Origin of the sequence: Haladaptatus salinisoli, assembly GCF_020614375.1 — an archaeon.
Lineage (GTDB): Archaea > Halobacteriota > Halobacteria > Halobacteriales > Haladaptataceae > Haladaptatus > Haladaptatus salinisoli.
This window is the reverse complement of record NZ_CP085327.1, coordinates 1194047-1218291: the sequence shown is the minus strand read 5'-3', so window position 1 is coordinate 1218291 and position 24245 is coordinate 1194047. Positions and strand designations below refer to the sequence as shown.

23 protein-coding genes are annotated in these 24245 nt (G+C 67.9%); 16 read left to right on the top strand and 7 right to left on the bottom strand.

Annotation, left to right across the window (positions count from 1 at the left end; translation table 11 throughout):
* Nucleotides 1-10: 10 nt before the first annotated feature.
* Nucleotides 11-958 carry an AIR synthase family protein gene (locus tag LIX00_RS06665; RefSeq protein ID WP_227355419.1) on the bottom strand — a complete coding sequence of 316 codons (948 nt, stop codon included), beginning with the start codon at nucleotides 956-958 and terminating at the stop codon, nucleotides 11-13.
* Nucleotides 959-1048: 90 nt separating this feature from the next.
* Between LIX00_RS06665 and rpl12p the strand changes: the two genes are divergently transcribed.
* Nucleotides 1049-1357 carry a 50S ribosomal protein P1 gene (gene rpl12p, locus LIX00_RS06660; RefSeq protein ID WP_227355418.1) on the top strand — a complete coding sequence of 103 codons (309 nt, stop codon included), beginning with the start codon at nucleotides 1049-1051 and terminating at the stop codon, nucleotides 1355-1357.
* A gap of 83 nt (nucleotides 1358-1440) precedes the next feature.
* Here rpl12p and LIX00_RS06655 read toward each other — a convergent pair whose 3' ends face one another.
* Complete coding sequence (locus LIX00_RS06655; protein ID WP_438267065.1) at nucleotides 1441-2874, bottom strand: alpha,alpha-trehalose-phosphate synthase (UDP-forming); 1434 nt, start codon at nucleotides 2872-2874, stop codon at nucleotides 1441-1443.
* A 367-nt stretch (nucleotides 2875-3241) separates the two neighbouring features.
* Here LIX00_RS06655 and LIX00_RS06650 point away from each other — a divergent pair, with 367 nt between their 5' ends.
* The 4 genes from LIX00_RS06650 (at nucleotide 3242) to LIX00_RS06635 (ending at nucleotide 5844) form a co-directional block, all read left to right on the top strand.
* Nucleotides 3242-3412, top strand: a complete 171-nt coding sequence (locus tag LIX00_RS06650; protein WP_227355416.1) for a hypothetical protein — start codon at nucleotides 3242-3244, stop codon at nucleotides 3410-3412.
* Between the two features lie 90 nt (nucleotides 3413-3502).
* The gene (rbcL, locus tag LIX00_RS06645) at nucleotides 3503-4750 is read left to right on the top strand and encodes a type III ribulose-bisphosphate carboxylase (protein ID WP_227355415.1); all 1248 of its coding nucleotides are present in this window, start codon (nucleotides 3503-3505) and stop codon (nucleotides 4748-4750) included.
* 348 nt (nucleotides 4751-5098) lie between these two features.
* Entirely contained in the window at nucleotides 5099-5386 is a 288-nt protein-coding gene (locus LIX00_RS06640; protein ID WP_227355414.1) for a hypothetical protein, read from the top strand.
* Between the two features lie 113 nt (nucleotides 5387-5499).
* Nucleotides 5500-5844, top strand: a complete 345-nt coding sequence (locus LIX00_RS06635) for a hypothetical protein (protein ID WP_227355413.1) — start codon at nucleotides 5500-5502, stop codon at nucleotides 5842-5844.
* Between the two features lie 38 nt (nucleotides 5845-5882).
* Here LIX00_RS06635 and LIX00_RS06630 read toward each other — a convergent pair whose 3' ends face one another.
* From LIX00_RS06630 to LIX00_RS06620, 3 genes are all read right to left on the bottom strand, one after another.
* Entirely contained in the window at nucleotides 5883-6575 is a 693-nt protein-coding gene (locus LIX00_RS06630; RefSeq protein WP_227355412.1) for a helix-turn-helix domain-containing protein, read from the bottom strand.
* 184 nt (nucleotides 6576-6759) lie between these two features.
* Nucleotides 6760-7428 carry a helix-turn-helix domain-containing protein gene (locus tag LIX00_RS06625; protein WP_227355411.1) on the bottom strand — a complete coding sequence of 223 codons (669 nt, stop codon included), beginning with the start codon at nucleotides 7426-7428 and terminating at the stop codon, nucleotides 6760-6762.
* Between the two features lie 75 nt (nucleotides 7429-7503).
* Nucleotides 7504-7896 carry a MaoC family dehydratase gene (locus tag LIX00_RS06620; protein WP_227355410.1) on the bottom strand — a complete coding sequence of 131 codons (393 nt, stop codon included), beginning with the start codon at nucleotides 7894-7896 and terminating at the stop codon, nucleotides 7504-7506.
* An 87-nt stretch (nucleotides 7897-7983) separates the two neighbouring features.
* Here LIX00_RS06620 and LIX00_RS06615 point away from each other — a divergent pair, with 87 nt between their 5' ends.
* The 3 genes from LIX00_RS06615 to LIX00_RS06605 are packed head-to-tail and all read left to right on the top strand — an operon-like array spanning nucleotide 7984 to nucleotide 11119.
* Nucleotides 7984-8787 carry an alpha/beta fold hydrolase gene (locus LIX00_RS06615; protein ID WP_227355409.1) on the top strand — a complete coding sequence of 268 codons (804 nt, stop codon included), beginning with the start codon at nucleotides 7984-7986 and terminating at the stop codon, nucleotides 8785-8787.
* The gene (locus LIX00_RS06610) at nucleotides 8780-10360 is read left to right on the top strand and encodes an AMP-binding protein (RefSeq protein WP_227355408.1); all 1581 of its coding nucleotides are present in this window, start codon (nucleotides 8780-8782) and stop codon (nucleotides 10358-10360) included. Before LIX00_RS06615 ends, LIX00_RS06610 begins: the two co-directional genes overlap by 8 nt.
* Before the next feature lie 57 nt (nucleotides 10361-10417).
* Nucleotides 10418-11119: a helix-turn-helix domain-containing protein gene (locus LIX00_RS06605; RefSeq protein ID WP_227355407.1), complete on the top strand. Its 702-nt coding sequence runs from the start codon at nucleotides 10418-10420 to the stop codon at nucleotides 11117-11119.
* Nucleotide 11120: 1 nt separating this feature from the next.
* Here the strand turns inward: LIX00_RS06605 and LIX00_RS06600 are convergent, their stop codons facing one another.
* Nucleotides 11121-11972 (bottom strand): SDR family NAD(P)-dependent oxidoreductase, encoded by an 852-nt coding sequence (locus LIX00_RS06600; protein ID WP_227355406.1) that lies wholly within the window; start codon nucleotides 11970-11972, stop codon nucleotides 11121-11123.
* 123 nt (nucleotides 11973-12095) lie between these two features.
* Between LIX00_RS06600 and LIX00_RS06595 the strand changes: the two genes are divergently transcribed.
* From LIX00_RS06595 to LIX00_RS06570, 6 genes are all read left to right on the top strand, one after another.
* Nucleotides 12096-13502, top strand: a complete 1407-nt coding sequence (locus tag LIX00_RS06595) for an ABC transporter substrate-binding protein (protein WP_227355405.1) — start codon at nucleotides 12096-12098, stop codon at nucleotides 13500-13502.
* 1 nt (nucleotide 13503) lies between these two features.
* Nucleotides 13504-14274: an ABC transporter ATP-binding protein gene (locus tag LIX00_RS06590; protein WP_227355404.1), complete on the top strand. Its 771-nt coding sequence runs from the start codon at nucleotides 13504-13506 to the stop codon at nucleotides 14272-14274.
* A complete protein-coding gene (locus LIX00_RS06585; RefSeq protein ID WP_227355403.1) occupies nucleotides 14271-14969 on the top strand; it encodes an ABC transporter ATP-binding protein in 699 nt (232 codons plus the stop codon). Before LIX00_RS06590 ends, LIX00_RS06585 begins: the two co-directional genes overlap by 4 nt.
* Complete coding sequence (locus LIX00_RS06580) at nucleotides 14966-15970, top strand: branched-chain amino acid ABC transporter permease (RefSeq protein WP_227355402.1); 1005 nt, start codon at nucleotides 14966-14968, stop codon at nucleotides 15968-15970. Before LIX00_RS06585 ends, LIX00_RS06580 begins: the two co-directional genes overlap by 4 nt.
* A 124-nt stretch (nucleotides 15971-16094) precedes the next feature.
* A complete protein-coding gene (locus LIX00_RS06575; protein WP_438267064.1) occupies nucleotides 16095-17240 on the top strand; it encodes a branched-chain amino acid ABC transporter permease in 1146 nt (381 codons plus the stop codon).
* A complete protein-coding gene (locus LIX00_RS06570) occupies nucleotides 17237-18241 on the top strand; it encodes a 3-oxoacyl-ACP synthase (RefSeq protein WP_227355401.1) in 1005 nt (334 codons plus the stop codon). Before LIX00_RS06575 ends, LIX00_RS06570 begins: the two co-directional genes overlap by 4 nt.
* Nucleotides 18242-18270: 29 nt before the next feature.
* Here LIX00_RS06570 and LIX00_RS06565 read toward each other — a convergent pair whose 3' ends face one another.
* The gene (locus LIX00_RS06565) at nucleotides 18271-19698 is read right to left on the bottom strand and encodes a carotenoid oxygenase family protein (protein WP_227355400.1); all 1428 of its coding nucleotides are present in this window, start codon (nucleotides 19696-19698) and stop codon (nucleotides 18271-18273) included.
* 145 nt (nucleotides 19699-19843) lie between these two features.
* On the opposite strand from LIX00_RS06565, the gene LIX00_RS06560 reads away from it, so the two are divergent.
* Nucleotides 19844-20563, top strand: a complete 720-nt coding sequence (locus LIX00_RS06560) for a fumarylacetoacetate hydrolase family protein (RefSeq protein ID WP_227355399.1) — start codon at nucleotides 19844-19846, stop codon at nucleotides 20561-20563.
* Between the two features lie 193 nt (nucleotides 20564-20756).
* On the top strand, nucleotides 20757-24173 hold the full coding sequence (locus LIX00_RS06555) for a phosphodiester glycosidase family protein (RefSeq protein ID WP_227355398.1): 3417 nt from the start codon (nucleotides 20757-20759) through the stop codon (nucleotides 24171-24173).
* The last annotated feature ends 72 nt before the right edge of the window (nucleotides 24174-24245 follow it).

The following is a 24245-nucleotide window of genomic DNA, read 5'->3' as shown; positions in this document are numbered from 1 at the left end:
AGCGCCGTCGCTACTCCCAGAGGTCGTACAGGTCGTCGCGCGGCGGTTCCGTGACGACCTCGCCGTCAAGGACGAGTTCGCCGTCGCCCTCGCCGACCCGCCCGATTTCCGCGCCCGCGATTCCGGCGTCGCGAAGTTCGCCGAGCGCCTCGTCCACCGAGCCCTCCGGAACCGCCGCGAGGAGCGCCCCCGAGCCGAAGATTCGGAGGGGGTCGACGCCCATCGTCTCGCAGAGCGCCCGCGTGGCGTCCCGAACCGGAACGTCGTCCCGCGCGACGTCCAGCCGAACCCCCGCGGCCTCGGCCATCTCCAGTAAGCCGGTCACGACGCCGCCCTCGGTCGGGTCGTGCATGGCGGTCGCGTACCCCCTGAGGATTCGAGCGTCCTCGACGACGCTTATCTCCCCGAAGAACGACTCGCCCCGTTCCGCCGCCGCGCCGACCTCGTCGCGGAAGTCGGTGGCGAGGATGGCCGTGCCCTCGATTCCGGCCCCCTTCGTCAGCAGGAGTCGGTCGCCCGGCTCCGCGCCGCCCGTCGGGACGAACTCGTCGGTCAGCCCCATGCAGGTCATCGAGACCGTCGGACGCGAGAGGTCGGGCGCGTACTCGGAGTGGCCGCCGACGATTGCCACGCCGAGGTCGGTCGCCGCGTCGTCTATCTGTTCGGTCACCGCGTCCAGCGTTTCCGAATCGTCGTCCGGGAGGAAGACGACGTTCGTCAGCCAGCGCGGGTCGGCCCCTGAGGCGGCCACGTCGTTGCAGGCGACGCTCACGGCGAGGGTTCCGAGTCGCTCGCGGGCCAGCGAGAGCGGGTCTGAGCTGACGACCAGGGTTCGGTCGCCCACCCGAATCGCGGCGGCGTCCTCGCCGTACGTCGGGCCGACGAGCACGTCGTCGTCTCGCGCGCCCGTGCGCGAGACGACCGTCGCGAGGTCCTCGGGGTCGAGTTTTCCGATCATGACCCGACGTTCTCAGGGCGGCCCAATGTGCGTTTCGCCGCGCCGAAGCCGATTTGGCGATCGGTGGCCAAGGGCGAACGGGGGTGGAGCATGGAGTACATCTACGCCGCACTCGTCCTGCACGAGGCGGGTGCAGACGTGACGGAAGAGAACCTGACCGCCGTCCTCGACGCTGCGGGCGTGGATATCGAGGAGACTCGCGTGACGGCGCTGGTCGCCGCGCTGGAGGACGTCGACATCGACGAGACGCTCGCTCAACCGGTCGCCGCGCCCGCGGGCGCACCCGCGGAGGCGGAAGCCGCACCGGTCGAGGCGGAGGAGGAAGAAGCCGAAGCGGAAGAAGAGGACGAGGACGAAGAGGACACGACCGGCGAGGGACTCGGCCAACTGTTCGGCTGAGCGCCGGGACCGTTTTTCCGAGCCGAACGGAGGCTCCTACTCGACGCGAGCGAAGAGACTTCTAAAAGCTATTCGCGCCGCTCTCACGCCGTCGCGGCCTCGTCTTCGCGTTCCAGTATCTCGTTCGCCTGCCGGAGCACGTTCCGCTTCCACGCGTCGATGTCGTTCGCTTCGACCTGTCGCCGCATCGTCGCCATCCGGGAGGAGCGCTCGGACGGTTCCATCGCCAGCGCCCGCTGGATGGTGGCGGCGAACGCTTCGGTGTCGTTCGGGTGCACCGTCAGCGCCGATTCGCCGAGTTCCTCGTGCGCGCCGACGAGTTCGCTGAGAACCAACACGCCCGGCTCGTCCACCTGCGAGGCGACGTACTCCTTCGCCACGAGGTTCATCCCGTCGCGGAGCGAACTCACGAGACAGACGTCCGCCTCGCGGTACAGCGCGGCCAGCGCCGACAGCGGAAGGTAGTCGTCGACGTAGACGATAGGCTGCCAGTCCTCCGTTCCGAACCGGTCGTTGATCCGCGCTATCTTCTGTTTGACGTTCGTCTGCACCTGCTGGTACTCCTCGATCCGACTCCGGCTCTCGCTGGCTTTCTGCACGTACGTGAGTTGCTCGCGGTGCTCCGGGTACCACTCCCAGAGGTGTTCGAGGGCGTCTAACCGCTGCTCGATTCCCTTCGTGTAGTCGAGCCTGTCGACGCCGACGACGAGTTGCCCGTCCTCGGGTAGGGGGTACGACTCGCGCAGCGAGTCCCACTGCTCGTCCGCCTCGGCGGACCGCGCGAGGGCGGTTCGTTCTTCCGCGTCGATGCTGAGCGGGAACGCCGCGACGCGAATCGTTCGCCCGTCGTAGCGGATGCGACCGTTCTCCCGGTCCACCTCGGCGTCGAGCGCGTGGGAGACGCAGTCGAGGAAGTTCTGACAGTACTGGTCGAGGTGGAAGCCGAGCAGGTCGTTGGCCAGCAACCCGTCGAGCAGTTCCTCGTACTGCGGACAGCTCTGGAACACGTCCCACGAGGGCCACGGGATGTGCCAGAACTGCATACAGAACGCGTCGGGCGACGCCTCGCGCACGTACCGCGGCGCGAGCGCGAAGTGGTAGTCCTGAAACCAGATGACCGCGTTCGACGGGTCTCCCTGCTCTCGAATCGCCTCGGCGAACTGCCGGTTGGTCTCACGGTAGTGCCGCCAGAACTGGGCGCTCGTTTCCATCTTGGCGGTGTCCGAGTGACACAGGGGCCACAGAACCTTGTTGCTGTAGCCGTAGTAGTAGTTCGTCACCTGTTCGTCGGTGAGGAACACCCGTTTCAGTTCGTAGGACTGCGATTCGGGCGGCACGCGAACGCAACCGTTTCCGTCGCTCGCCTCGTCGTCCGCGTCGCCGCTCCCCCACGCCACCCACGTACCGCCGGTGCTCGCCATCATCGGGTCGAGCGCCGACGTGAGACCCCCTTCCGGTTTGACGACCTGAATCTCCCCGTCGTCGTACTCGTGGACGTAGGGTTCCCGGTTCGACACGAGAACCAGCTCGCGATTCTCGAACGTTTTCGTCGACGTGGATCCGTTCGATTTTGGAGTCGCTCCTATGGATTTGTCCATTGGTTTAGTTCGCTCTTTTGTTAGTGGGTTCGACAGCCCATTCACAGCATGGGTTGCACTCGCAAGTTCTTTTATGGCGAGAGGATGTTCGGCGCGGGAGAATCGCCGGACTGAACGACCGTCGTTCGAACGTCGCCGGTCGAGCGAACGACCGGTCGCCGCCGACCGAGGCGCGAGTCGCCGGCTCCCTCCGAACTCCCCGGTTCGAATCGCGGAACGATACGGCGGGCGAGACCAAAGCCCTGACGGGAGTAGTTTTTACCCGCTGAAACCCGTCTTCGCTCACATGTACAAAGCGCAGATCTCCGACGGCGAGCAGATATCGTGCACCGACTACGAGGGCGGCGAGTTCGGCGTCAAACTGTTCGACGAGGACCGCGAGTTCCTCGCGTTCGTCCCCTACACGCACCTGCTGTGGGTCGGACGCGTCGACGACGCCGGACGAACCCTCTGGTAGCAGGGGACGACGTTCGGTCGCAGGGCAACCGTCCGCACGAACCGAAATCGACGGTCGGTTTTTTAACCGATGACGACGAAGAAACGGGTTATGCCCGGGATAACCTACGAGGACTTCCTGGACCTCGACTACGACCCCGCCGCATCGGAGTTGGTCTGCACCTTCCACGTCGAACCCGCGGAGGACATGAACATGGAGGAGGCCGCGTCGCGCGTCGCCAGCGAGAGCTCGAACGGCACGTGGGCGGAACTGCAGGTCGAAGGGGGAATCACCGACCTCAGCGCCACCACCTTCGACATCGACGGCAACCAGGTGAAAGTCGCCTACCCCGACGAACTGTTCGAGGACGGCAACATGGCGCAGGTGCTCTCCTGCATCGCGGGCAACATCATGGGCATGAAGGCGGTCGACCGCATCCGCCTGGTCGACTGCGAGTGGCCCGAACCGCTCACGACCTCCTTCCCCGGCCCGCAGTTCGGTTCGTCGGTGCGAAACGACATCTTCGACGCGGGCGACCGACCCATCACCGCGACCGTCCCGAAGCCGAAGGTCGGCCTCTCGACCGACCAGCACGCCCAAATCGGCTACGAGGCGTGGCTAGGCGGTATCGACCTCCTGAAGGACGACGAGAACCTGACCGACCAGTCGTTCAACCGCTTCGAAGACCGCCTCACCCAGAGTCTAGCCCGGCGCGACGACGCGCAGGACGAGACGGGCGAGAAGAAGAGCTACCTCGTCAACATCACCGCGGACGCGAACACCATGCTCGAACGCGCCGACATGGTGGCCGAGCAGGGCTGCGAGTACGTGATGGTCGACGTCATCACCACGGGTTGGGCCGCGGTCCAGACCGTCCGCGAGCGGTGCGAGGAACTCGGCCTCGCCATCCACGCCCACCGCGCCATGCACGCCGCGTTCGACCGCGTCGAAACGCACGGCGTCTCGATGCGCGTGCTGGCGCAGATCGCCCGCGTCTGCGGCGCCGACCAACTCCACACCGGCACCGCGGACCTCGGCAAACTCGAAAACGAGGACACCGTCGGCATCAACGAGTGGCTGTACTCCGACCTGCACGGGCTGAACGACGTGCTTCCGGTCGCCTCGGGCGGTCTGCACCCCGGACTCGTCCCGGAACTCATCGACCGCGTGGGGACGAACATCTGCGTCCAAGCCGGCGGCGGCGTCCACGGCCATCCCGACGGAACGCGGGCGGGCGCGGCGGCGCTCCGGCAGGCGGTGGACGCCTCGGTGGAGGGTACCTCGCTCGAAGCCTACGCCGAAGACCACCCCGAACTCGCCACCGCGTTGGAGAAGTGGGGCACCGAGACGCCGCGGTAACGGGGTTCGGCGACGAACTCGCAGCGAGGTCGCCGACCGTCGCGCTTTCACCGGGAGCGTGAGGCGTTTATTCTCTGAGAACCTATGAAACGTATGAACTTGGACGCCCTGAAACCCGACATTCTCACGCCGAACTGGAAGTGCAGCGCGTGCGGAAAGAAATACTGGCGGAACCGACGGCAGTGCGGTCGGTGTCAGAACACCGTGTTCGACCGCGTTCGGTAGGCGGGAGTACCCTCGTCGTCTCGGGAATTCCGCGCAACCCATCACGGCGGTAACTTTTTCGGTCGACTCCCGCGAAAGAGAGCCACAACGTTTACTCCCGTTCGAGCGATGCGAATAATCACCATGGGATCGTTCACCGAGACGCTGGAAGTCGTCGACTTGGGCAACCGGGTCAGAATCGAACTCGCGGACGGGACGGCGTTCGAAGGCCCCGCGAGCCCGATCGATTACGCGCCGGACGACCGATTCCGACTGGAGATAGAACCCGAACACGAGGAGATTCGGCGGTGCGAGGTCAGCGCGGAGTGCGTCGACGGCGAGTGGACGACGCCGGAGGTTCGCCGCTTCGACCTCGGCGACGACGACTGGACGGTCGTCGGGGAGGCCGACGGCATCGACATCGTCCGGTAGTTCGCGCGTCTCGTTTTCGGTCCGGCGGGTGGCTCCCGCGAATCGTTCGGCGACCCCGCGTGGTCGATCCGTTGGCCCCAACCCATAACCCGCTCGCAAAGTAAAATTAGAGCGTGAGGGACAACGACTCGACTACCGACGAGACGTACGAGGCGGACGACCGCGCCGATTCGTTCTTCCCGTTCACCGGCTCCGCGTTCCCGTACGGGCTGTCGCCGCTGTCCCGCGAGAACGTGGGCGGCGAGACCGTGGACGAGGGAACCGCACCCGCGAGCGAGACGAGCACCTCGGACGCGACCGAAGACGACGGCGGTAGTTGGTGGGACGAGGGGCTGATATCGCTGCTCCTCATCGCCGGCGTCGTTCTGTTCGTCATCCCCGAACCGGCGACTTCGGCGTTCGGGATACTCCTCATCAGCGTCGGCGTCGTCGCGTGGCTCGTCGATTGGGCGCTGTAGTCCGATTCCGTCGACGGGTCGACGCCGTCCGAGGGGCGCTATTTTCTGACCAACTCACCGACGCCGCTCTCGTTGACGAGCGCGGTTCCGACGAGATTTTCGTGGCCCCGCCGTAGCCGTTCCGAGAGCGCCTGGTGGGTGATGCCCAACTCGTCGGCGAGAGCGGCGGCGGTCGTCTCTCGCGGAATATCGTAGTAGCCGCGTTCGTACGCGAGTATGAGCGCCTCCTGCTGTTCGTCCGTCAGCTCCAAGCGCCCCTGCTGCCCGTCTTCGAGCCGATAGATGTTCCGAATCTCCAGCGTCAGTCCGTTCTCCTTGAACCGCTCGTAGGTTCTCGATAGCGTCTGGCGGTCGGGAAACAGGGTTCGGAGGCTCCACCCCTCCTCGCTGCCCGTCACGGCGAGAATCGCGCTCTCTTTCGTGAGGATACCGACGAGCGTCTCGATCTGTCCGACCCACTGCATCCGGTAGAGCCAGCGGTCGGAGAGGTCTATCAGCAACTCCGTCTCGCTGACGCTCGGGTCGTCGCTGAGGAGCGTTTCGATTCTCGCGCGGTCGGCGTCGGCGCTGCTCATCCACACGAACGGCATCACCTGACCGTCGTCGTGGGCGACGACGCGTTCGACCTCGCACCGAACGCCGTCGAGGGCCGACAGCGTCTCGCCGAGTGCGAACTCGTCGATGGGAATCTCGGCTTCGACGACGGTCCCGTTATCCCGCGTTTCCGTCATGATCGGCAGTGAACGACATCGGCGTTCGCGTGCGGTTCTCGTAAGGCGCTTTCCACGTCCGTTCTTGCTCACCGTCCGCGCAAGAGGCCGCGGGCGCACAATTAACGTCTTTTATAAGTAGGCGGTACCGTACCGAACTGGCGGGCGGCGGGACGAGGGACAGGCGGGTCGGTCCCGAGACGGTTCACTCCTCGTCGCGCTCTCGGTCCGCGGTGATCGTCAGCGTGTTCCGAACGAGGTTGGCGGAGCCCCGACGTATCCGCTGGGAGATGGCGTTCGCCGAGATGCCGAACTCGTCGGCCAGTTCCTCGATCGAGATGTCGCGCGGTATCTCGAAGTACCCCTTGTCGAGCGCCGTCACCAGCGTATCGCGCTGCTCCGGAGTGAGGTCGTACTCCCGCTGTCGCGGCGCGTCCGGGCGGTACAACTGGTTAACCTCGAACGTGACGCCCGTATCAGAGAAGTGTCGCTGGAACGACGAAACCTCCCCCTCCTCCGTGAACCGCAGTTTCAGACGCCAGCTTCCGGCGCGGGCGTCGGCCTCGACGATGGCCGCGTGCTGGTCTATCATCTCGTTGATGAGGTCGACGAAGTTCTGATTCCACTTGAGTTGGTACAGGACGCTCCCGCTTCGCTCCGCGGCGACGGTCGCGCTCTTAACCGTCGAATCGTTCCGCAACGCTTCTCGGAAGGTCTCGAAGTCGCCCTTCGTCGCCCAGAGAAACGGGAGCACGCCCTCGGTGCTGTGCGAGGCGAGGCGGTCGGCCCGGACTATCATATCCGGCGCGTCGGCCAACGCCGCGTCGAGCGCGAACGACTCCGCCGGAACGGTGAAATCTCCGATGACGGCCATACACCCCTCGATTCCGTCTGGAACTCTTTATCAGTTCTTGCCGCTTCATCGCGCCCAGCCGAGACGAACGCGTCGCTACTCGTGCGGAAGCGAGAGAACGACCGCCTCCCCGGAGAGCACCGATCTGTCCGTCTCCGCGTCGACCTCGATTCCGAGTCTGTCGTCGCCGAGATCCTCGACCACGGTGGCGGTCGCGGTGACCGTCTCGCCGGGTCGAACCGGGTTCTCGAACGAGAGGTTCTGCGAGAGGTAGACGATGTCGCCGTCGAGGCGTACGAGCGCCGCGCTGACGACGCTCGCCGTGAGCGCGCCGTGCGCCACGCGCCCGCCGAAGAGTCCGTCTTCCGCGTAGTCGGCGTCGACGTGCAGCGGGTTGTCGTCGCCGGTCAGGGCCGCGAACCGGTCGATGCGTTCCTGCGTCGCTTCGAGCGCGCTCTCTGTCGAATCGCCGACGGATGCGATTGGCATACGCGAACCACGGCGTTCGTCCGGATGAATCGCCGGGTTAACATGTGAAACAAGGGGTTGATTACGCGCTCTCGCGTCGCTTTACCCATGCCATTTGCTGACAACGGCGGCGTCTCGCTCTACTACGAGGAGAGCGGGCCGCCGGACGCCGACCCGGTCGTCTTCGTCGAAGGGCTCGGCTACGGCCGGTGGATGTGGCGCTGGCAGCGAGCGCGCTTCGAAGCGGAGTACCGCGCCGTCGTCTGGGACAACCGCGGGACGGGGGACTCCGACGCGCCGGACGGTCCGTACTCCGTCGCGGAGATGGCGAACGACCTCGAGAGCGTCCTCGCCGACCTCGGCGTCGACTCGGCGCACGTCGTCGGGGCGAGCATGGGCGGGATGATAGCTCAGCGGTACGCCGTCGAGTACGACCGGGCGAAGTCGCTCGTGCTGTTGTGCACGTCGCCGGGCGGCGACGACGCCGCGCCGACGCCCCCGGAGACGCGGGCGCGGATGTTCGACGTTCCCGAGGGGTACGACGAGCGCGAGGCGATTCGGTACAAGATGGCCCCGGCCCTCACCGACGAGTTCGCCGAGGCGAACGACGACCTGCTCGCCGACATCGTGGACCGGCGACTCGCCGGCGACGCGTCGGACGACGCCCGGAGAGCGCAGGCGGCGGGCGTGGCGAACTTCGACGCGAGCGACCGACTGGACGAAATCGACGTTCCGGTGCTGGTCGCCCACGGCACCGACGACCGCGTCCTGCCCGTCGAGAACGCCCGCGTACTCCGCGACCGACTGCCCGACGCCGAACTCGAACTGTTCGACGGAGGCTCGCACCTCTTTTTCATCGAGCGAGCCGACGCCGTCAACGACCGAATCGCGGAGTTCCTGAACGATGCCTGAGCACCCCGGGCGACCGTACGACTGGGTCGGCGCGTGGAGCGAGAGGCGCGCCCGACTCTCCCCCGAGCGGGTCGGCCTCGTCGACGCGACGACGGGCGAGCGATACACCTACCGCGAACTCGACCGGCGCGCGAACCGCGCCGCCCGCCTGCTCCGCGACGAGGGCGTCCGCGACGGCGGGCGGGTCGCCGCGGTCTCGCGCAACCGCCCGGAGTTGGTCGACCTGTTCTTCGCCGCGGGGAAGACGGGCGGCGTGCTCGCGCCGCTCTCGCACCGCCTCGCCGCCCCCGAACTGGTCGAGTTGCTGAACGAGGTCGACCCCGCCTCGCTCGTCGTCGAGGAACCGTTCGCCGACCTGGCGGCCGCGGCGCTCTCGCACGACTCGCGCGAGTTCGACTGTTCGGTGTACTCGCTCTCGACCGGCGGGACGAGCGGCGCGGGGGAGGACGGCGCGGCGGAAGACCGCGCCGAGTGGCCGTCGTGGGACGACGCGCTCCCGGCCGACGACTCGCCCGTCGAGACGGCGGCCGCGTCGATGGCCGACCCGCACCTCCTTCTCCACACCGGGGGTTCGACGGGTGTGCCGAAGGAGACGGTCGTCACGCACGGCTCGATACTGTGGAACTCGTTCAACACCATCACCGCGTGGGGTCTGCGCCCCGAGGACGCGACGCCCATGGTGTTCCCGATGTTTCACACCGGCGGCTGGAACGTCCTCACGGTTCCGCTCTTCCACCTCGGCGCGCGGGTGATCGTCGCCCGCGAGTTCGACCCCGAATCGGTGCTCCGCCTCGTCGAGTCGGAGGGCGTCACCGTGCTCGTCGCGGTGCCCGCCGTCCTGCGGATGATGTGCCGGCACGACCGCTGGGACGACGCCGACCTCTCGACCTTGCGATTCGCCAAGAGCGGGGGCGGCCCGTGCCGCCGCTCGGTCATGGAAGCGTGGTGGGAGCGCGGCGTCGACCTCTCGCAGGGGTACGGTCTCACCGAGTGCGGGCCGAACAACTTCACCATGCCGGACGGCTGGCCCCGGGAGAAAGCCGATAGCGTCGGCGTTCCCGCGATGCACGTGGACGCCCGGGTCGTCGACGACTCGGGCGACCCCCTCCCGCCGGGCGACGTCGGCGAACTCGAACTGGCCTCGCCGCACGCCGCCGACCGGTACTGGCGGAGTCCGGACGAGAGCGAGGAGACGTTCGGGAACTGGGTTTCGACGGGCGATTTGGCGCGCGTTGACGACGACGGCTACCTCTACATCGAGGGGCGCAAGAAGAACCTGTTCGTCAGCGGCGGCGAGAACGTCTACCCCGCCGAGGTTGAGGACGCCGTCGCCGACCACCCGAAAGTCGAGGAGGTCGTCGTCGTCGGCGTCCCCGACGAGAAGTGGGGGCACGTCGGCAAGGCGGTGGTGGAAGGCGACGAGTCGCTCACGCTCCCGGAACTCGAATCCTTCCTCGACGGGCGACTCGCCCGGTTCAAGCGCCCTCGACGCCTCGCGTTCGTGGACGAGATGCCGACGAGCGGTCCGTCGAAGATCGACCGCGAGGCGGTAAAATCTACGTTCGGTGAGTAGGAGGGAAAGTATTTTATCCTGACTTACGTATGTTCACCGCTAGCAAGGATAACGAGCATGATAGATATCACGATGGACATGGAGCAGTACGACTGCCCGTTCATCGATACGTCGGACGACTACGAGGTGGCGTACTCGGCGGTTCACTGGGACTTCGACCGGGCGGCCGAGACGCTGGAGACTCGTCTCGTCGTGGAGGGCGACGACCGGAACGAACTCGAACAGGGGTTGCGGGCGCTCCGCGACCACGACAACATGCGCGATTGCACCCTGCTCTCGAAGCGGGACAACGTCGCGCACATCCGGACGACCATCGGCCAGACGGAGGCGATGCGAGCCATCCGCGACCACGACGGCTACATCACTGGACCGTTCTACATCGAGGGCGGCCGCGAACTCTGGCACGTCGGGTTCGACCACGAGGACGTCGCCGACGACGCCCTCTCCCAACTCGAGTGGAAGAACGAGTTCGACGTCGTCTCGCGGGAGAACCCCGACCTGCCGGACCTCCGGAACTTCGTGCAGAACGCGGGCGCCGCGATGGCGCTCATCGAGGGCTGCCGCGACCTCTCGGACGTGGAGCGCGAAACGCTGGAACACGCCGTCAAGGACGGCTACTTCCAGAGTCCGCGCTCGGCGACCCTCGGCACGCTGGCCGACGAGTTCGGCGTCTCGAAGCCCGCCGTCTCCAAGAACCTGCGCCGCGGCCAGCGGAAGATGATAGAGCGCGTCGTGGAGGCGCTGGAACTGCTCGACTGACTCAGCCATAGGTCAGCGTCATCCCGCCGTCGAACAGCAGGTCGCCGCCGTTCAGGTGCCGGGCGTGCTTCGAGAAGCCGAAGACGAACAGGTTCGCCACGTCCAGCGGCGTCATCATCTCCTTCGTGCGCGACTGACCGAGCATCACGTCTTCGACGACTTCGTCCACGGAGATGCCGCGCTGCTCGGCGGTGTCCGGAATCTGCTCGGTCACGAGCGGCGTCTTCACGTACCCGGTGCTGACCGAGAACGCGCGAACCGCGCCCTCCCCCTCGGCCGCGATGGACTGGGTGAGGCCGCGAATCCCGAACTTCGAGACGTTGTAGGCGACCTTGTCGGCGGTGACGTAGCGGCCGTGCACCGAGGCCATGTTGCCGATGCACCCGCCGTCGCTCGCGCGCATGTGCGGGAGGCAGGCTTTCGCCAGCAGAAACGGCGCGCGCACCATCACGTCGTGGAGCAGGTCGAACCGCTCGGTCGGAAACTCGTCGATGGGGTCGATGTGTTGCAGTCCGGCGACGTTGGCGAGGAACGTCACCGCCCCCGCGTCCGCCGCGCGGGCGACGACTCGGTCGACGTGCGCCGACTCGGTGAGATTCGCGGCGACCGTCTCGACGCGCCCCGCGAGACCCAGTTCGTCGGCCCGGGCGACCGTCGCGTCGAGTCCGTCGTCGTCCACGTCGCAGCCGAGGACCGTGAGGTCGTTCGCGGCGAGCGCGAGCGCGGTCGCCCGCCCGATGCCGGACGCCGCGCCCGTCACGATGGCGACGTTCTCCGGGTCGAAGCGGTCGTCGTCGGGGTGCAGTACCTCCTCGGGGTCGAAGTCGGGCGGTGTTACGCGGTCGTCTGTCACGTTCTCGTAGGCGGCCGGAACGGTGGAAAATTGGCGGGTTGATATGTGAACCGCGGGGTCGCGGCGTCCGTTCACATGTTAACCCAGCAGTATTTGCCGTTTCTGGTACCGATTACACACGTCATGGCAAACCATGGACTCCGGCGGCGGGACGTGCTCGTTTCGGCGGGTACTATCGGGGTGGCCGGACTAGCAGGGTGTACCGGAAACAACGATGGCGACGACACGACAACCAACGGAGGAACCGGCGGTATGACGAATCGGACGACGACGAAGAACGTCTCCGGCGCGGTCAAGGTCGGCGTCTTACAGCCCATCTCCGGCGACCTGAAGTACTACGGACAACAGAGCCTCTGGGGGTTCCTCTCCGGCCTCGCGTACAAGGCGAACGCGACGCCGAAGACGGGCGTGAAGAGCGGGAAGACGACCGTCTCGGTCGGCGACGTGGACTTCGAACTGTACGTCCGCGACACCGGCTTTTCGGCCCAGAAGGCCCAGCAACTGGCGACGAACCTCGTGAAGGATCAGAACGTGGACGTCCTCTTCGGCTGCGCGTCGTCCTCGGCGGCGACCCGCGTCATCAACACGGTGGCGAAGACGGCGGGCGTCCCCTACGTCGCGGGGCCGGCGGCGTCCGCCGACATCACCGCGAACGGCGAGACGTGCGGCGAACTCGTCTTCAGGGCGAGCGAGAACACCGCGATGGACGCCCGGAGCGGCGGGAAGTACGTCGCGAAGCGGACGGACGTGAAGAAGGTGTACCTGTTCGGGGCGGACTACAGTTTCGGCAAGGCCGTCGTCAACAACTACGAACAGGTCCTCGAAGACGAGGGCGTGGAGATAGTCGGGAAGAAGTTCGTCCCGCAGGGTCACCCCGAGTGGAAGGGGCTGCTCGACAACGCCCAACAGGCGGGCGCACAGGGTATCGTCGGCGGATTCACCGTCGCCACGCTCCCGAACCTCTTCACCGAGTTCCTTTCCGGCGACTACGACTTCCGCGTCTTCGGCGGCTTCGCCACCCAGATAACGAACCGGATCGTCGGCCAGACGATGGAGAAGGTGCTCGGGAAACCGCTCACGAAGGAGAAGATACGCTCGGCCAAACTCGGCCCGTTCACGACCCGATACCACTGGAACCAGTACGACAACGAGATCAACTCGAAGTTCGTGGACGACTACACGAAGGCCTACGGCGTCGTCCCCGACCTGTTCACCTCGGGGACGTTCACGGCGGCGTCGGCCATCGTCCAGGGCGTCCGAGAGAGCGGTTCCACGAAGGGAACCGACGTCGCCGAAGCGATGCGCGGCATGACCGTCAGGGACACCCCGAAGGGCGAGGGCGGCTACGTCTTCCAGCGGTACAACAACCAGGCTCGGTCGTCGATGACCGTCGCCACCCCCATCCCGACGACCGACGAGTGGTCGGACAACTGGAACGCCGCCGTCATGCCCGGCGAACCCCTCGCCACCATCGAGGGCAAACAGGCGACGATTCCGAAGGGAACCGACGGGATGTCGTGCTCGCTCTAGCATGCTCCGAACCACGGGGCTAACGAAACGATTCGGCGGACTGGTCGCCGTCGACGACGTCGATTTTTCGCTCGGCGAGGACGAACTCTGTTCGCTCATCGGTCTGAACGGCGCGGGAAAGACGACGTTCTTCAACCTCCTGACCGGCGTGCTCTCCCCGACGGAGGGAACCATCGAGCTTCGAACCGGCGGCGAGTGGCGCGACGTGACGGCGACGCCGCCGCACGAAACCGCCGGTCTCGGTCTCCACCGCTCCTACCAGATAACGAACGTCTTTCCGACGAGCACCGTCCTCGAAAACGTCCGCGTCGCGGTGCAGGCCCACGGCGACGGGTCGGCGAACTTCTGGCGAAACGCGGGCGCGTTCGAGGCGCACGTCGAGGAGGCCCGCGCGATTCTGGAGCGCGTCGAACTCGCGCGGTACGCGGAGACGACGGCGCAGAATCTCAGCCACGGCGAGTTGCGCCAGTTGGAGGTCGCCATCGCGCTCGCGGGCGACCCCGACGTGCTCCTGCTGGACGAACCGAACGCGGGCGTCTCCTCGGAGAGCGTCGGCGGGATAATCGACCTCATCGAGGACGTGGCGAGCGACCACGCCGTCCTGCTCGTCGAGCACAACACGGACATCGTGATGCGCGTCAGCGACCGCATCGTCGTGTTGAATCAGGGGTCCGTCATCGCCGACGGGTCGCCGGACGACGTGCGCGACGACCCCGACGTTCAGAGCGCCTACCTCGGCGGCTACGAGTCCGGGCGGGAGGGCGTCGCGTGAGCCTCCTCGCCGTCGAAGACGTCCACACGTACTACGGCGAGAGCCACGTGCTGGAGGGCGTCTCGATGGAGATCGAGTCGGGCGAGGTGGTCGCCCTCGTCGGGCGGAACGGCGTCGGCAAGACGACGACGCTCCGAACCGTCCTCCAACTGACGCCGCCCAGAACCGGGAGCGTTCGGTTCCGCGGGACGGAACTGGTCGGCAAACGAACCCACGAGGTCGCGGCGATGGGCGTCGGCTGGATTCCCGAGGAGCGCCGCGTCTTCACCCAGCTATCGGTCGAGGAGAACGTCCGCGTCGCGGTGCCCGACGGAAACGACGAGGCCGCCGCCCTCGAACTCGCCTTCGAGACGTTTCCCGACCTGCGGGAGCACCGCTCGCGCGACGCCGGGAACCTGAGCGGCGGGCAACAGCAGATGCTCGCGCTGGCCCGCGGCCTCGTCGGCGAGAACGAGATACTGCTGGTGGACGAACCGAGCGAGGGACTCGCCCCGCTCGCCGTCGAGGCGGTCGCCGAGGCGCTGTCCGAGGCGGCCGCCGACACGACGCTCCTGCTGGTCGAGCAGAACCTCCCGCTGGCGTTCGACCTCGCGGACCGGTTCTACGTCCTCGACAACGGTCGCGTCGTCGACGAGGGGAACGCGGACGGCGTCTCGGCGGACGACGACCGCCTCCGGAGGTATCTGTCCGCATGACGGGCGTCGTTCTCGCCGGACTCGGGGCCGCACTGGGGGAGTTCGTCCGCCCCTCGACCCTCGCGTCGGTGGTCGTCGACGGACTCGCCAAGGCCGCGCTGTACGTGATGATAGCGAGCGGGCTGACGCTCATCTTCGGCCTGATGGGCGTGCTGAACTTCGCCCACGGTTCGCTGACGATGCTCGGGGCCTACCTCGGCGGCCTGCTCGTCGTCGCGCTCGCGGCGTCCGGGGCGGTCACCCAACTCGCGGCGTTCTTCGTCGCCGTGGTCGTCGCGTTCGCCGCGTTGGCAGCGCTCGGCACCGCGGTCGAGGTCGGCCTCATCCGCCGACTGTACGACCGCCCGCCGATATACCAGATACTGCTCACGTTCGGGCTGACGCTCGTGCTGGACGAACTCGCCCGAATCGTCGTCCTGTTCTACGGCCTGCAACCGCAGAGCGACTGGCAGGCCGCGTTCGGCACGAAACCGGCGTTCCTGACGACCCGGGTCGGCATCGGGCCGATATCGGCGAGCGGTCTCGCGCTGTTCGAAATCGCGTTCGGCGTGCTGACGGTCGCCGGCATCTGGGCGTTCCTCACCCGAACGCGGTACGGTCTCGTCATCCGCGCCGGGAGCGAGGACGCCGAGATGACGCAGGCGCTCGGCATCGACGTTCGCCGGGTGTTCACCGTCGTCTTCGCGCTCGGCACCGGACTGGCGGGCGTCGCCGGCGTGTTGCTGATGTGGGACCCGAAGTGGGGCGCGAGCGTCCCCGTCGCGTCGGAGACGCTGCTTCCCGCGTTCGTGGTCGTCATCGTCGGCGGTCTCGGAACCTTCCGGGGAACCGTGGTCGCCGCGCTCCTCGTCGGCCTGGTGGACGCCGCGATGTCGTGGTGGTTCGTCAACGCCATCGACTTCGCGGGCCTGCCGGAGATGACCGTCTTCCTCATTCTCGTGGTCGTGCTCGTCCTGCGGCCCCGGGGACTGTTCGGCGTCGAGGAGGTGGGCGGCCATTAGCACCGAAACCGAGTCGTCGGTCGCGGCGGAGACGGCGGACTCGTGGGTCGCGGAGTACGCCCGCGACCACGCGGTTCACCTCGCGGTCATCGCCTTCCTCGCGGCCTACCCCGGCCTCTACACGGTGTTGCAGAACTCGCCGTTCGGGACGGAGGCGGTGACCGTTCTCCCGCAGGTCGAGACGATGATCGTGGTGCTCTACTTCGGCCTGTTCGCCATGTCGTTCGACTTCGTGAGCGGCTACACGGGGTACCTCTCGTTCGGCCACGCCGCGTTCTTCGGGACCGGCGCGTACTTCGTCGTCCTCGTGACGAACGGGAAGATCCCGCTCGTCCCCGAGACGACGCCCTTCATGGTGTCGCTCCCGTTGGGTGCGCTCGTCGCCGCCCTGCTCGCGCTGGCCATCGGCGTCGTCTCGTTCCGACTCGCGGGCGTCTACTTCGCCATGATAACCCTCGGCTTCGCGCAGGTGCTGTACGTGTTCGTCCGCGGCTGGGACTACGTCGGGTCGAACCCCCGCGACGGCGTCTTTCTCGGCGGGTCGTCGGGACTCGACGTCGGGGTGCCGGGCGTGGACGCGCTGAATCTGGCGATCGGATCGCTGACCGGCGACGAGGTGTCGGTGGGTTTCGTCCACCTCGGCCGGACCGAGGTGTCCTACTACATGGTCGGCCTCGTCGTGCTGGTCTGCTACTTCGCCATGCAGCGAATCATCCACTCGCCCTTCGGTCGGGTGATGGTAGCCATCCGCGAGAACGAGGAGCGCGCCGTCGCGGTCGGGTACGACACCTTCCGCTACAAACTCGGCGCGTTCGCCATCAGCGCCTTCTTCGCCGGCATCGCGGGCGGGCTGTTGGCGGGCTACCAACGAACCGTCTCGCCCGACGAGTCGTTCCACTTCCTCGTGGCGGGCGACGCCCTGCTGGCGTCCATCATCGGCGGATTCGGCACGCTCGCCGGCCCGCTTTTCGGCCACCTGTTCGACGAGACGGTTCGGGAGTTCCTCTCGAAATCGGGCGAGGGAGGGGGTCTCCTCCCCTACCTTCGAACCCACCTCGGCGAGGGCACGATGAGCACCGAGATATTCAACGGAATGACCGTCCAGCAGGCCATCGAGACGTTCCTGAACGGCCACGCCAGCCTCTACGTCGGGGCCCTGTTCGTGCTGTTCGTCCTGTTCGTCCCGAACGGGCTGCTCGGCACGCTCCGGGACCGACTCGGCGGTCGCGTGGCGAAAGAACTCCCCGCGCGTCTCCGGAGGTACCGGTGACGGTCGGACTCGCGGGATACGGACTCTACCTCCCCGACGAGACCGTCTCGGGCGAGGAGATAGCCCGACGAAGCGGCGTCCCCGAGGCGGTCGTCGTGGAGAAGATGGGCGTCCGGGAGAAGCGCGTCTGTCACCCGGAGGAGGACCACGTCACGGACATGTGCGTCGCTGCCGCCGAGGACGCGCTCGCCGACGCCGGAATCGAGGCGACCGAACTGGACGCCGTGCTCTATCACGGGAGCGAGTACAAGGACTACGTCGTCTGGAGCGCCGCCGCGAACGTCGCGGAGCGGCTCGGGACCGACGGCGCGTTCGCCAGCGAGAGCTACGCGCTCTGCGCCGGCGCGCCCGTCGCGCTCCGCCAGGCCAAGGCGACGCTCGTCGCCGACCGCCCCGAACGAATCCTGCTCGTCTCGGCGAGCCGCGAGGAGGACCTCGTGGACTACGCGAACGAGGACTCGTCGTTCATGTTCAACTTCGGCAGCGGAGCGTGCGCGATGGTGCTGGAGGCCGACCCGGACGACCCGCTGGCGACCGTCCGCGAGAGCGCGGCCGTGACCGACGGCGGTTTCTCGGAGGACGTGGTGATGCCCGCGGGCGGGTCGCGCAACCCGCCGAGTCGCGCCACGGTCGACGCGGGGCTTCACGCGCTCGACGTGCCCGACCCGGAGGGGATGAAAGAGCGACTGGCGGACGCCAGCCTCTCGAACTTCCTCTCGGTCGCGGACGACGCCCTCGAACGGTCCGGCTACGGACGCGACGACCTCGACTTCGTCGCGCTCACCCACACGAAGCGGTCGTTCCACGAACTGCTCCGTTCGAAACTCGGCGCGCGCAGTTACTATCTGGACGAGTTCGGCCACGTCCAGAGCGTCGACCAGGCGCTCGCGCTGGACGCCGGACTTCGGGAGGGGCTGGTCGAACCCGGCGACGTGGTCTGTTTCCTCGCCGCCGGAACCGGCTACACGTGGGCGGCGACGGTGCTCGACTGGCGCGGCTGACCGCGACCCGTCGCCGGAACCGGCCGATTCTACGACGTCACCTCGGGGAAGAACTCGCCGTGGAATCCGAACGGGATGTGGTGCGGAACGTGCGCCCGCCCGCGCTCGGCGAACGTTTCGCCGTCGAGGACCAGCAGCATCGATCGCTCGGTCTCGACGTCGAGGACGGGCGCGAGGACGACGCCGCGGTCCTCGTCGGACGTCCCCTCCGTCTCGGGGTCGGGCACGAAGATCGGCTCGCCGGCGTACTTCGCCTCCCCCCACCACTCCCGCGACTCCCCCGTCTCGACGTCGACTTTCGCCAGTCCGTTCCCCCCTCGACGCCCCGTCGCCTGCCCGTAGGCGTACCGATAGGGGCGCGTGCGCGCCGCCGGGGCGACGCGCGGCAGTTCGAGTCCGCGGTACGTCGTCCGTCGCTCGACTTCGCCGCCGTCGAGCGGAACCCGAAATCGCGCCAGCACCCCTTCGGCCGCGTTCGGGAAGGGTTCGGCGTCCCGCGACGCGCCCGACCCTCCCTCGACCGCGGCCATGAAGAGGTCGTCCACGATGGCGGCGTCGTCGTACGCGACGAGGTCGACGACGACCCCGTCGTCCGATTCGAACGCGTTGACGGTGTGGAAGAAGAAAAACGGGTTCGTTCTCGGTTCGGCGACTCGCTCGCCCGACGACCGGTCGAACACGAGGAACCGGGTGCCACGCTCCGGTCGCCACTCGAAGTGGTCGACGAACCCGCCGCCGCCGGGCAGGAGGAATCGAAGCGGATTCACGACGTACGGCGGTTCGACGAGCACGACGTGCCGGGGCGTGAGCGCGAAGCTGTGGAGGTACGCCGGTCGGTCCACCTCGACGGACGCGAGGGGGACGCGCTCGGGTCGGTCGTCGGGAACGCCGTAGACGTGGTACCGGTTCCGGCGGCCGAACTCGGTCATGTAGCCGACCGTCTCGCCCGCCTCCCGGTCGTGCTGGAGGTGGGCGGTGACGTGGTGGCCCGCGAGGTCGTCCTCGTAGGCGAGGTCGCCCCGGGCGGACAGCGTCTCCGGGTCGAACCGAACGCGCCGCGGCGTCTCGGTCAGCGCCACGTACTCGCCGTCGAGTCTGGCGACGTTCACGTTCGCGTTGTCCGTCGGCTTCCCGACGAACGAGCGGAGTCGCTCCAGATAGCCGCCGGACGTCGCGAACTGGTTCGACAGCGTCCCCTCCTCGACCGCCTTCCGGTAGGCGTCGGTTCGCAGGAACCGATTGCTGTAGACGACGTCGCCGTCGGCGAAGCGGAACTTGTGGAGCATCGCCAGCCCGTCGAACCAGTGCTCGACGCGGCGGCCCCCGACCTCGAACATCGCGGGGCCGTTGCGGACGAGCGACCCCGAGAGCCACGCCGGTATCTCGCCTTCGACCGCGAGTTCGAGTCCGTCGCGTTCGGCGTCGAGGGAGCGAAACCCGGGACTGTACGCCGGCATCGGTCGAACGCCCAATCGGGCGGACGGTACAAAAACTGCCGGGCCGGACGCCGTCTCGCCCGACGCCGTCTCGGACGCCGACCGGAGCGGGGGTCGCGGTGGCGGCATCGAAAGAGATAGACGGCTCCTCCGAGTGCTTCGACGCATGCGTCTGGCACGAATCCGCACCGCGGACGGCGTGTTGACCGGCGAGTACGAGGACGGAGCGGTGACCGTCGACGGGGCGTCCTACGCCGTCGGCGAGGACGCCGAACTGCTCGCCCCGTGCGAACCGTCGGCGCTGTACTGCGTCGGGCGGAACTACGCGACCACGAACGACCAGATGGGGTACGAACGACCGGAGCGCCCCGACTGGTTCATCAAACCCCCCGTCTCGGTGCGCCCCCACGGGGCGGCGATACCGTACCCCTCGTGGACGAGCGAACTGACCTACGCCGGCGAACTCGCCGCGGTCATCGACGACCGGTGTTCGAACCTCGCCGTCGACGAGGTGGACGACGCCGTCCGGGGGTACACGATACTGAACGACCTCGACGCGCTCGACCAGGACGGACGAACCGCCCGAAAGGCGTTCGACGGGTCGGGACCCCTCGGACCGTGGATAGAGACGGACGCGGATCCCGACGACCTCGACATGACGACCCACGTCGGCGGCGAGCGCAGACAGGAGGCGAACACCTCGGAGATGCTGTTCTCCCCGCGCGAGGTCGTCGCGTTCCTCTCGGAGCGGTACACGTTCCGACCGGGCGACGTCGTCTCGTTCGGCAGCCCCGCCAACCCCGGCCTCGTCCAACCCGGCGAGGAGGTCGAAATATGGTACGAGGACGTCGGCACCCTCCGGAACGCGATAGCCGACGCGGACTGACCCGCCTCGTCGCGGGTGTCGTCGAGTGAGTCGGCGACGGATTGCGATCCCTCTGCGCGGAACTTCCTTCTCCGAGGCGGTACGGTTTACCCGGCGTGAGAACGTCGCAGAGGGTTCAGTTCTCGAACCAAAGTGATCAACGAACACGTTAGAAAGATAATATTAAGTTGGTGTGAGGGTATACCATACCGAGATGCCTCGAAAAACTGATCGAAAGCCGGTATCGGAATCGAGACGGGACTACCTCAAGGGCCTCGGCGCCACGATTTCCCTGAGCGCGGCGGCGACGTCCGGAATCGCGGGCGCGTCGGACGCGGACCGGTTCACGAGCGACCTCGGCGAGATAGGGGACGCGACGCTCTCGGCGGTCGCGGACGACGCCATCGTCGTCGAGCGGGATTCGACGCCCGTCGCCCCCGGCGTCGAACTCCGATCGTTCACCCGCCTCACCGAACGCGGGTGGCTCGAATGCGACCTCCTCGCGGCGGCGCTCGACGAGGGGTCGAACGACGCGACGCTCCTCTCGCCGGGCGTCACGAGCAGGGAGACGGTGTCGAACCTCGCCGAAGCGGAGGACGTCGTCGCGGGCGTCAACGGCGACTTCTTCGACATCGGAAACACCGACGCGCCGGTCGGGGCCGAAGTCGGTGCCGGCCGACTTCGGTCGTCGCCCGCGCCCGGTCGGGAGAACGCGGTCGCCGTCGGCCGCGACGGTCTCGCCCGCATCGCGCGCGTCGCGCTCGACGGTCGCGTCGGACTGCCGGACGGAACCCTCCGGTTGGCGGCGCTGAACCAGCCGTCGATTCCGGCGGACGGCGTCGGCCTCTACACGCCGCTCTGGGGCGACGCCGCCCGCCCGGGGACGGTCGAGGTGCTCGTCCGCGACGGCGTCGTCGCGTCGGAACCGTCCCCGGTCGGCGACGGCGCGATTCCGGGGGGAGCGTCCGCGCTCGTCGGCCGCGGCGCGGGTGCGGACGCGCTGTCGGCGCTCTCGAAGGGGGATCCCGTCTCGATCAATTACGCTCCGAGGACCGACGCCGACTCGCCCCTCCGAGCGGCGGTGGGCGGCGGAACGCGGCTGCTCCGCGACGGCGAACTCCTCGCCGGCCTCGACGACGACCGACTCGAACCGCGAACCGCCGCGGGCGTCTCCGCGGACGGAACGACGCTGTACCTGCTCGTCGTCGACGGTCGCCAGCGCGACAGCCGCGGCGCGACCCTCCGCGAACTCGGCGAGGCCATGCGGGAGTTCGGCGCGAGCGACGCGCTCAACCTCGACGGCGGCGGCTCCTCGACCGTCGTCGCGCGCGAACCGGGCGAGGCGGGCGTCCGCGTGCGGAACGACCCCTCCGACGGTTCGGAACGTCCGGTCTCGAACGGGCTGGGGCTGACGACCGCTGCCGGCAGCGGCACCCTCGACGGCTTCCGCGTGACCCCCTCGCTCGACGGCGAGAACACCCGCCGCGTCTTCCCGGGGCTCTCGAGGCGGTTCGAGGCGAACGGGCACGACGAGACGTACGCCCCGGTCGACGCGACGCCTCGACGCTGGCGGGCGGTCCCCGCGAAACTCGGCCGGTTCGACGACGACGGGCGGTTCGCCGCTCGGAAGTCGGGCGCCGGCGAGGTCGTCGTCCGTCGGCGGGGTGCGGCGGGGACGACCCGACTCCGCGTCCTCGACGAACTGCGGCGGGTCGAGACCGACGCCGAGCGACTCGGACTCGCGCCCGGGGATTCGGCGACGTTCGCGGTGCTCGGGTTCGACGCCCGCGGGTACGCGGCCCCGGTGGAGCCGCGGGACGTGTCGCTCGACTACGACGAGTCGCTCGTGACGGTCGAACCGACCGACGAGGGGACGTTCCGCGTCGCGTCGACCGGGGAGAGCGGTTCGACGCTCGTGACCGCCTCCGTGCTCGGCGAGGAGGCGTACCTCCCCGTGGCGGTCGGGCTGACGACCGAACGGGTCTCCGGCTTCGAGGACCCGTCGGCGTGGTGGTTCATGCGCTATCCGAGCGAAGTCGAGGGGTCGATGTCGTTCGTCGAGGGACGCTCCGGGAAGGGACTGAAACTCGACTACGATTTCACCACGACGACCGCCACGCGGGCGGTGTACGCCAGGGCCGAGTCGAAGATCGACCTCCCCGGCGAACCGCAGCGCATCGGACTCTGGGTCAAGGGCGACGGGAATGGCGCGTGGTTGCGGGGCGTCGTCACCGACGCGGCCGGGGTCGCACACCGCCTCGATTTCACCTACAGCGTCGATTGGACGGGGTGGAAACACCTCGAAGCGACCGTTCCGGCGGGCGTCGAGTACCCCCTTCGGTTCTCGCACTTCTACCCGGTAGAGGCGTCGTCCGACCAGCAGTACGCGGGCAGTCTGGCGTTCGACGACCTGACGGTGAAGGTGACCCCGCCGGTTTCGGTACCCGAACGACCGACCCGCCGCGACCCCCTCGTCGTCGAGAACGACGCGCTCGACGACGACCGCTGGACGTTCGCGGTGATGGCCGACAGCCAGTTCGTCGCCGACGACCCGGACGGTCTCACCGTGAAATTGGCGCGGCGAACCCTCCGGGAAATCGTGGCGGCCGATCCCGAGTTCCTCGTCATCGCGGGCGACTTCGTGGACACGGGCTACCCTCGGGACTTCGAGTTCGCCCGGCGAATCCTCCGCGAGGAGGTCGGCGACGCGCTGCCCGTCTACTACATCCCGGGCAACCACGAGCGCGTCGGCCCGGACGACCTCTCGAACTTCAGGGCCGCGTTCGACGAGACGCGGTACTCGTTCGACCGCGAGGGGACGCGCTTTTTCCTGCTGAACTCCTCCACCGGTTCGTTCCGAACCGCGGAGTTCCGGCAGTTGCGAGACCTCCGGCGCGGCCTCGACGAGGCCGCCGAGGACGACGCGGTGGAGAACGTCGTCGTGGTGGCCCACCACCCCCCGCGCGACCCCCTCCCGACCGACAACAGCCGACTCGGCGATCGCATGGAGGCCGAACTGATGGAGGAGTGGCTGACCGCCTTCCGCGAGCGCTCCGACGGCAAGGGAGCCGCGTACGTCGCCGGACACGCCGGAACCGTGGACGTGAGCCGCGTCGAGGGCGTCCCGTACGCGGTCGTCGGAACGACCGGGAAAGACCCCTACGGTCCGGCCGATGAGGGCGGCTTCCGCGAGTGGACGCTGTTCGGCGTCGACCCGACCCCGGCGCCGAGCGACGAACCGGCCGAGCGAACCGACTGGCTCCGCGCGGAGGTCCGACCCCTGCTCGACGGCGTGGAGTTAGACGCGCCGTCCTCGGTGTCCGTCGACGAGGCGGCGACGGTTTCGGCGACGGGCCTCCAGGTCGGCGGTCCCTCGTTCCCGCTCGAGTACCCCGCGACCGTCCGGTGGAGCGGAAGTTCGAACCTGCTCGTCCGCGACGGGGGAGGCCCTGAACGCGAAGACGGACGCGAGGAAAACGGCGGGGCCGGTGAGGCCGGCGGAGCGGACGACTACGTCGCGGCGTTCGACCCCGCGACGGGCGAGTTGACCGGGCTCCGACCCGGAACGGTGACCCTCCGCGTCGCGTCGAACGGCGTGTCCGGGGAGACGACGGTCACGGTGCGCGACTGAACGGAGACCGGTTCGGTCGGGGCGCTCCCGACGACCGTCCGCCCTCGCGGTCCCGCCGACGAGTCGTCAGCC

Bases quoted from the DNA above. Each gene is read 5' to 3' on its own strand.
- LIX00_RS06665 (WP_227355419.1), bottom strand. From the start codon at position 958: ATGATCGGAAAACTCGACCCCGAGGACCTCGCGACGGTCGTCTCGCGC.
- rpl12p (WP_227355418.1), top strand. From the start codon at position 1,049: ATGGAGTACATCTACGCCGCACTCGTCCTGCACGAGGCGGGTGCAGAC.
- LIX00_RS06650 (WP_227355416.1), top strand. From the start codon at position 3,242: ATGTACAAAGCGCAGATCTCCGACGGCGAGCAGATATCGTGCACCGAC.
- rbcL (WP_227355415.1), top strand. From the start codon at position 3,503: ATGCCCGGGATAACCTACGAGGACTTCCTGGACCTCGACTACGACCCC.
- LIX00_RS06640 (WP_227355414.1), top strand. From the start codon at position 5,099: ATGGGATCGTTCACCGAGACGCTGGAAGTCGTCGACTTGGGCAACCGG.
- LIX00_RS06630 (WP_227355412.1), bottom strand. From the start codon at position 6,575: ATGACGGAAACGCGGGATAACGGGACCGTCGTCGAAGCCGAGATTCCC.
- LIX00_RS06625 (WP_227355411.1), bottom strand. From the start codon at position 7,428: ATGGCCGTCATCGGAGATTTCACCGTTCCGGCGGAGTCGTTCGCGCTC.
- LIX00_RS06620 (WP_227355410.1), bottom strand. From the start codon at position 7,896: ATGCCAATCGCATCCGTCGGCGATTCGACAGAGAGCGCGCTCGAAGCG.
- LIX00_RS06615 (WP_227355409.1), top strand. From the start codon at position 7,984: ATGCCATTTGCTGACAACGGCGGCGTCTCGCTCTACTACGAGGAGAGC.
- LIX00_RS06610 (WP_227355408.1), top strand. From the start codon at position 8,780: ATGCCTGAGCACCCCGGGCGACCGTACGACTGGGTCGGCGCGTGGAGC.
- LIX00_RS06605 (WP_227355407.1), top strand. From the start codon at position 10,418: ATGATAGATATCACGATGGACATGGAGCAGTACGACTGCCCGTTCATC.
- LIX00_RS06595 (WP_227355405.1), top strand. From the start codon at position 12,096: ATGGCAAACCATGGACTCCGGCGGCGGGACGTGCTCGTTTCGGCGGGT.
- LIX00_RS06590 (WP_227355404.1), top strand. From the start codon at position 13,504: ATGCTCCGAACCACGGGGCTAACGAAACGATTCGGCGGACTGGTCGCC.
- LIX00_RS06580 (WP_227355402.1), top strand. From the start codon at position 14,966: ATGACGGGCGTCGTTCTCGCCGGACTCGGGGCCGCACTGGGGGAGTTC.
- LIX00_RS06565 (WP_227355400.1), bottom strand. From the start codon at position 19,698: ATGCCGGCGTACAGTCCCGGGTTTCGCTCCCTCGACGCCGAACGCGAC.
- LIX00_RS06560 (WP_227355399.1), top strand. From the start codon at position 19,844: ATGCGTCTGGCACGAATCCGCACCGCGGACGGCGTGTTGACCGGCGAG.
- LIX00_RS06555 (WP_227355398.1), top strand. From the start codon at position 20,757: ATGCCTCGAAAAACTGATCGAAAGCCGGTATCGGAATCGAGACGGGAC.